The following is a 5596-nucleotide window of genomic DNA, read 5'->3' on the forward strand; positions in this document are numbered from 1 at the left end:
CGGCACAATCGTGTCGTCTTTCGCGGCGATGACGGAGCGCTGTGTCGACATCTGGATGATCTGATGCGGATCGAAACCCTGTTCCACAAAACCATTGAGGCCTGGCAGCACAGACAGCGTTTCTACGAAGCCCGAGAGCAAAACCAGCCCACCCAATCGGGTCGACGCTGCTTGTTTGGCCAGGTGCGTAAGCAAGCTGATGCAGCCCAGGCTGTGGGCGACGAAGTAGGTGTTTGGGTCGTGACGGGTGATGTGCTCGTCGAGGTAATGCGCCCACTCCTCGACGTTCGGTTGCAAGGGGCTGGGCATCTCCAGGATGTCGACCCGTATCCCTTGGGTTTCCAGGCGGTCTTTCAGCCAGGGAAACCAATGGGCCTGCGGGGAGGCGCTGTAGCCATGGACGACATACACCTGAATATCGCCAGCATTTGGGGTGCTTCGTTGATCAACGGAGAACATAAGGCGACCTCAAAAGCTATTGAGCATAGAAGCCTCGATGTGGATTCATCAAGGTCGCCTCAGACAGTACTTGACCGGCCAATCACCAGAATGAGACAACCAGCCGATTTGTCCCAAAGGAGAGGGTTTATGAAAAAACTGTATGCACTGGTTGCGCTCTTTGCGCTGACGATTGGCAGCGTCGGCATGAGCGACGCTAGGTCCCATCGCGATAAACAGCAGACCGAGTCGGTGGCGGGGGTGTTTGATTACTACCTGCTGACGCTGTCCTGGTCGCCGACGTTTTGCCTGACTCACCAGAGCAACCCGCAATGCTCGGGCAAAGGCTACGGCTTTGTCCTTCACGGTCTCTGGCCGCAGTACGCCAAGGGCGGTTGGCCGGAGTCGTGTCCGCCGATGGTGCCGTTGTCGCCCGCGGAGCAGAAGCAAGGGCTGACGCTGTTTGTGACGCCAAAGTTGCTTCAGCATGAATGGTCCAAGCACGGCACGTGCAGCGGTCTTGGCGCCTCGGGTTATCTGGATATGGCGGACAAGGCGGTTGGCACGGTGAAGATCCCGGACAAGCTGAAGCCCTTGAGCACCGAGATCTACTTCCCGGCGCAGGAAATTGCGCAGATGTTCCGTCAGAGCAATCCCGGGATTCCCGAGAATGGCATCGCGATTGTCTGCAACGGACCCGAGTTGTCGGAAGTGCGCGTGTGCCTGGGTAAAGACCTGTCGTTCGGGGCTTGCGGCAAGGGCGTGAAAAGTCAGTGTCGAGCGGGTGATATTCGGGTTCCGCCAATGCGTTGATGGGGATTGTTGTCGATTTATCGGCATAAAAAATGGGCGACTTCGGTCGCCCATTTTTGTGTGTTCGTTGTATTGAATTTGTGTTGCCTGTCGGTTCGTTACGCCGGTTCGCTCAGCGCCTGCACAGGCAACCCCAGCGCTGCCAAATCTTTGCGCAGTTGCGCCGCACAGGTGAACTGCAGCGCATTGAAACCTTCCCCGCGTGCACCTTCGATATTCGGCGCGTGATCATCGATAAACACCGCATGGTGGCCTTCGAACTGGTAGCGAGATTTCAGTAGCTGGAAAATCGCCGGGTCGGGCTTGATGAGGCCTTCTTCGCCGGAGACGAGAATGCCTTCGAACGTGTGCAGAAAGGGAAAGCGCTGAAGGGCAATCGGGAAGGTTTCGGCGGACCAGTTGGTCAGGGCCAGCAGGCGGACGCCTTTGGCGTGCAGTTCATCGAGGATCAGCACGGTCTCTTCCAGCACGCCGCCGAGCGTCTCTTCCCAGCGCTCGTGGTACGCACGAATCAGCGCCTCTTGTGACGGATGCCGCGCGATGGCTTCCTCAACCCCTTCCTGCCACGACCGGCCCGCGTCCTGGCGTTCGTTCCACTCGGGAGGGCAGACCTCGGAAAGAAAGGTCTCCATGGCCTGTACGTCATCGCCGAAGATCTTTCGGAAAAGGTTTCTTGGGTTCCAGCGAATCAGGACATTGCCGAGGTCGAACACAACGGTGTCGATGGTTGTCGGGCGGTTCAGAGCATTCATGCTTTTCCTCCTTGGATTGGCAGGTGCGGTAGTGTTTGAATTCAAACGCAGGCATGTTTGAGTCGGGGCGGTTTTAGGGTAGCCCTGTTTTACCGCATCCCAAACCGAATAACACATTCAGTAAACAAACTGATCATCCATCTGAACGGCCCATACAACAAAGAGCCGCCGCCCTCGACTCGACCGGTATCACGGTGGTTCTCCTCATCTTCCAGAATCGACTGGACTGTTTCCCTAGCCGCCGAATCGTTCCAGAAGGGGCACGTAGTCCTTGCGCAGCAGCCGGGATACAAAGATCTGCGATCGGTAAATGTTGATAGCGCCGAATTCCCCGGCGTGGTTCACCTTGAGAATCTTTCTGGCGGTGTCCAGCGATGCGGTGCTGTCTTTGTATTTCATCGGGCGTGGACATTCACAGGGTTGTATTGACGGGAAGCATTGACGTTTCAAACGAGCATCAACGAGTGCGTTGAACCTTACAGGAGAAAAGGCGCAGCGAGTTTATGACTCGCACCACAATTGCCCCTCATCACCCCTGTAGGCTAAGCTCCCCGGCATTAAGGGATCTGGGCTTTTGCTCATGCCTTACCCTTCAAGGATGACGCTTTTTGCCTACCCCTATTCATGACCCTCATTACACCCCCGGCGGCCCTCTTAAACGCTTGCCGCTACGCAAGGCTGCGATGATGTTTGTTGCAGCGGTCTGCCTGTGTCTGTGCGGCTTGCTTTACCTGCAACTGGAACAGTCCCGGCGCTACGATTTGTCGTTGGCTGAAGTGGCGTCGTCGAACCTGACGCGAGCGATGGCGCAGCAGGCGCAGGACACGTTTCTGAGCGCGGACCTGGTGATGACCAGCCTGGTCGACTGGATTCAGGCAGAGGGTTTTAGTGTGCTGCAGAACCCTCGGTTGCAACAGACCTTTGCGCGGCGGGTGCAGGCGCTTGAGCAGTTACACGGGCTGTTTCTATTTGATAAAAACGGTCAGTGGGTGGTGACATCGTTTGATGACTTGCCTCGTCGCGAGGGGGTGGCCGATCGCGACTACTTCAAGTTCCATCAGCRGAACCCTTCTTTGCTCGCGCACATCGGGCCGGCAATTCGTAGCCGGCAGAACGGCGAGTGGATCATTCCGATTTCCCGGCGGATAAATGACCCGCATGGCGAGTTCCAGGGCGTGCTGCTGGCCGGGATCAAGCTGTCGTACTTCGATCAGTTCTTCAAAAGCTTCAGCCTCGATGACAATGGCGTGATGTTTCTGGCGTTGTCGGACGGTACGCTGCTGGCCAGGCGACCGTTCGAGGAAGCGCGAATAGGCGAGTCGCTGGCGCACGGGGATATTTTCCAGAAGTACCTGCCCCATGCCAGTTTCGGCAATGGGATGATCCGTTCGGTGGTGGATAACGTGATCCGGCTATATGGCTATCGTCAGCTGGACGCCTACCCGCTGGTGGTTGCCGCGGCGACCCCGAAGGAGACGATTCTTCGGGGCTGGTACGCCAACGCCTATCAATCCAGCGTCGTCGTCGCCCTGGTGGTGCTCGGTGTGGGTTTGTTCGGTTGGGTATTTGTGCTGCAGGTTCGTAATGGTGAACTTATCGAGTCGGATTTGCGGACAGCGCAAGAGCAACTGGAAGTGATCGCGACTCACGATAGCCTGACCGGGTTGGCGAACCGTCGGCTGTTCGAACGGGCGCTGGACATCGAATTTGCACGGGGTGCCCGCCAACAGAGTTCGTTGAGCCTGATCATGCTCGATATCGATTTTTTCAAACGTTACAACGATGCCTACGGTCACGTGGCGGGGGATCAGTGCCTGGCGGAAGTGGCGCGCGCAGTGAAAAGTTGTTGTCTGCGTAAGTCCGACCTGGCGGTGCGTTACGGCGGTGAAGAGTTCGCGGTGCTGTTGCCCGACACTGACATTCACGGTGCCTTTACGATTGCCGAGCAGATCCGCCTCAGCGTCAAGGACAAGCACATCCTCCATTCAGGCGCGCCTTCGGGGTATCTGACGGTGAGTCTGGGTTGTTATGCGTTTGTGCCCAGAGACGGGGATAGCATCGAAGTGTTTATCGAGCGGGCAGACGCGGCGTTGTATCAGGCGAAGAATTTTGGTCGAAACCGCACGGTGGTGGTGTCGATGGAAGGAAGTCCTGAAGTGGTCGTGCATCCAGAAGTGTGATGAAGGGGCKGGGCGCGGTTGCGCAGCGGACCCGTCTGTAATGTCTATTTTTTTACGAGGTACCGCATGAAGTATTCACCTTCACGACGCTCATTGTTGAAGGCAGGTCTGACACTGCCATTGATCACGCTGGTAGTTCCAGCCTGGGCTAACGCTTCAGCTGCGGATAAACCGCTGGCCGAGTTGTACAAAAAACTTGCCGAGTTGGAGAACAGCGCAAAAGGTCGATTGGGCGTTGCCTTGATCAACACTGCCAATGGTCACGAGATTCAGTATCGGGGCGGGGAGCATTTTCCGTTCTGCAGTACTTTCAAGTTGATGTTGGCTGCAGCCGTGTTGCACAAAAGCATGGTTCAGCCGGGATTGCTGGAAAAGCATATTGCCTATGCTGAAGCTGACTTGCTGTCTTACGCGCCCATCGCCAAACAGAATTTGAAACAGGGCATGAGCATCGCACAGCTGTGCGCCGCCACCCTGCAATACAGCGATAACACTGCCGCCAACTTGTTGATCAAGGAGGTGGGTGGCGTGGAAGCGGTTAACCAGTTCGCCAAAGGCCTGGGTGATCCGGCGTTCCGGCTGGATCGCCGCGAGCCGGAGTTGAATACCGCCATTCCTGATGACCCCCGTGACACCACGACACCGGCTGCGATGGCCGCCAGTGTGCAGAAAGTGGTGCTGGGTGATGCGTTGGCAACGCCGCAGCGCGAGCAGTTGGTGACCTGGCTCAAGGGCAACACCACTGGCGATGCGAGCATTCGAGCCGGCACACCGACGGGTTGGATCGTCGGCGATAAAACCGGTAGCGGCGACTACGGCACCACAAACGATGTGGCGGTGCTTTGGCCACAGACAGGCGCACCCGTGGTGCTCGCAGTTTATTTCACCCAACATCAAAAAGACGCCGAAGCGCGTCGTGACGTTCTGGCTACTGCCACCCGTTTGGTGATGGCGCACGTGTCCTGAGCAAGGAGTCATTGATGATTCAGACTGAACTATCGAATGTTGACCTCTACCTGAAACGCCTCGGTTACGACACACCGCCGTCGCCCACGCTCGACACTCTTCGCGAGTTGCAGTCGCGGCATACCGCAACATTTCCTTTTGAAACCCTCTCGACGATGTTGTGGGTTCCGGTGCCCATCGACCTGCCTTCGGTCGAGCGCAAAGTCCTGCACGAGGGGCGAGGTGGTTACTGTTACGAACTCAACAATATGTTCCTTGCCCTGCTTCAGCTGTTGGGGTTCGAAGCGCGGGGGATTACCGGGCGGGTGGTGATGGGCGGTCCTGAAGACGCGTTGACCGCGCGCACTCACCGTTTGAGCCTGGTCACCCTGGACGGAGTTCGTTACATCGCGGATGTCGGCTTCGGTGGCATGGTGCCCACGGCGCCGCTGCGTCTCGATACTGAGG

Annotated in this window: 7 protein-coding genes; 4 read left to right on the forward strand and 3 right to left on the reverse strand. The window is 57.2% G+C overall.

Features of this window, described 5'->3' with window-relative positions; all coding sequences use genetic code 11:
* A partial coding sequence (locus AC1DH9_RS20655) for an RBBP9/YdeN family alpha/beta hydrolase (protein WP_477808687.1) occupies positions 1–459 on the reverse strand: 459 nt, incomplete at its 3' end.
* Positions 460–588: 129 nt separating this feature from the next.
* On the opposite strand from AC1DH9_RS20655, the gene AC1DH9_RS20660 reads away from it, so the two are divergent.
* The gene (locus tag AC1DH9_RS20660; RefSeq protein ID WP_427544162.1) at positions 589–1251 is read left to right on the forward strand and encodes a ribonuclease T2; all 663 of its coding nucleotides are present in this window, start codon (positions 589–591) and stop codon (positions 1249–1251) included.
* A gap of 98 nt (positions 1252–1349) precedes the next feature.
* On the opposite strand, the gene AC1DH9_RS20665 is transcribed toward AC1DH9_RS20660, so the two are convergent.
* Together AC1DH9_RS20665 and AC1DH9_RS20670 are read right to left on the reverse strand one after the other, a co-directional pair.
* The gene (locus AC1DH9_RS20665; RefSeq protein ID WP_427544159.1) at positions 1350–2003 is read right to left on the reverse strand and encodes an HAD family hydrolase; all 654 of its coding nucleotides are present in this window, start codon (positions 2001–2003) and stop codon (positions 1350–1352) included.
* Positions 2004–2237: 234 nt separating this feature from the next.
* Positions 2238–2402: a demethoxyubiquinone hydroxylase family protein gene (locus AC1DH9_RS20670; protein ID WP_427544156.1), complete on the reverse strand. Its 165-nt coding sequence runs from the start codon at positions 2400–2402 to the stop codon at positions 2238–2240.
* Between the two features lie 209 nt (positions 2403–2611).
* Here AC1DH9_RS20670 and AC1DH9_RS20675 point away from each other — a divergent pair, with 209 nt between their 5' ends.
* The 3 genes from AC1DH9_RS20675 to AC1DH9_RS20685 form a co-directional block, all read left to right on the forward strand.
* Entirely contained in the window at positions 2612–4183 is a 1572-nt protein-coding gene (locus tag AC1DH9_RS20675) for a sensor domain-containing diguanylate cyclase (RefSeq protein WP_477808688.1), read from the forward strand.
* Between the two features lie 66 nt (positions 4184–4249).
* Positions 4250–5149 (forward strand): class A beta-lactamase, encoded by a 900-nt coding sequence (gene bla, locus AC1DH9_RS20680; RefSeq protein WP_427544150.1) that lies wholly within the window; start codon positions 4250–4252, stop codon positions 5147–5149.
* Between the two features lie 14 nt (positions 5150–5163).
* Positions 5164–5596, forward strand: a 433-nt coding sequence (locus AC1DH9_RS20685) for an arylamine N-acetyltransferase family protein (protein WP_477808689.1), incomplete at its 3' end; no start/stop codon positions are given.

This window comes from Pseudomonas sp. 05T35 (genome assembly GCF_056396605.1).

Excerpts from the sequence above, each read along its gene's own strand:
- AC1DH9_RS20660 (WP_427544162.1), top strand. The coding sequence starts at position 589 with ATGAAAAAACTGTATGCACTGGTTGCGCTCTTTGCGCTGACGATTGGC.
- AC1DH9_RS20665 (WP_427544159.1), bottom strand. The coding sequence starts at position 2,003 with ATGAATGCTCTGAACCGCCCGACAACCATCGACACCGTTGTGTTCGAC.
- AC1DH9_RS20670 (WP_427544156.1), bottom strand. The coding sequence starts at position 2,402 with ATGAAATACAAAGACAGCACCGCATCGCTGGACACCGCCAGAAAGATT.
- bla (WP_427544150.1), top strand. The coding sequence starts at position 4,250 with ATGAAGTATTCACCTTCACGACGCTCATTGTTGAAGGCAGGTCTGACA.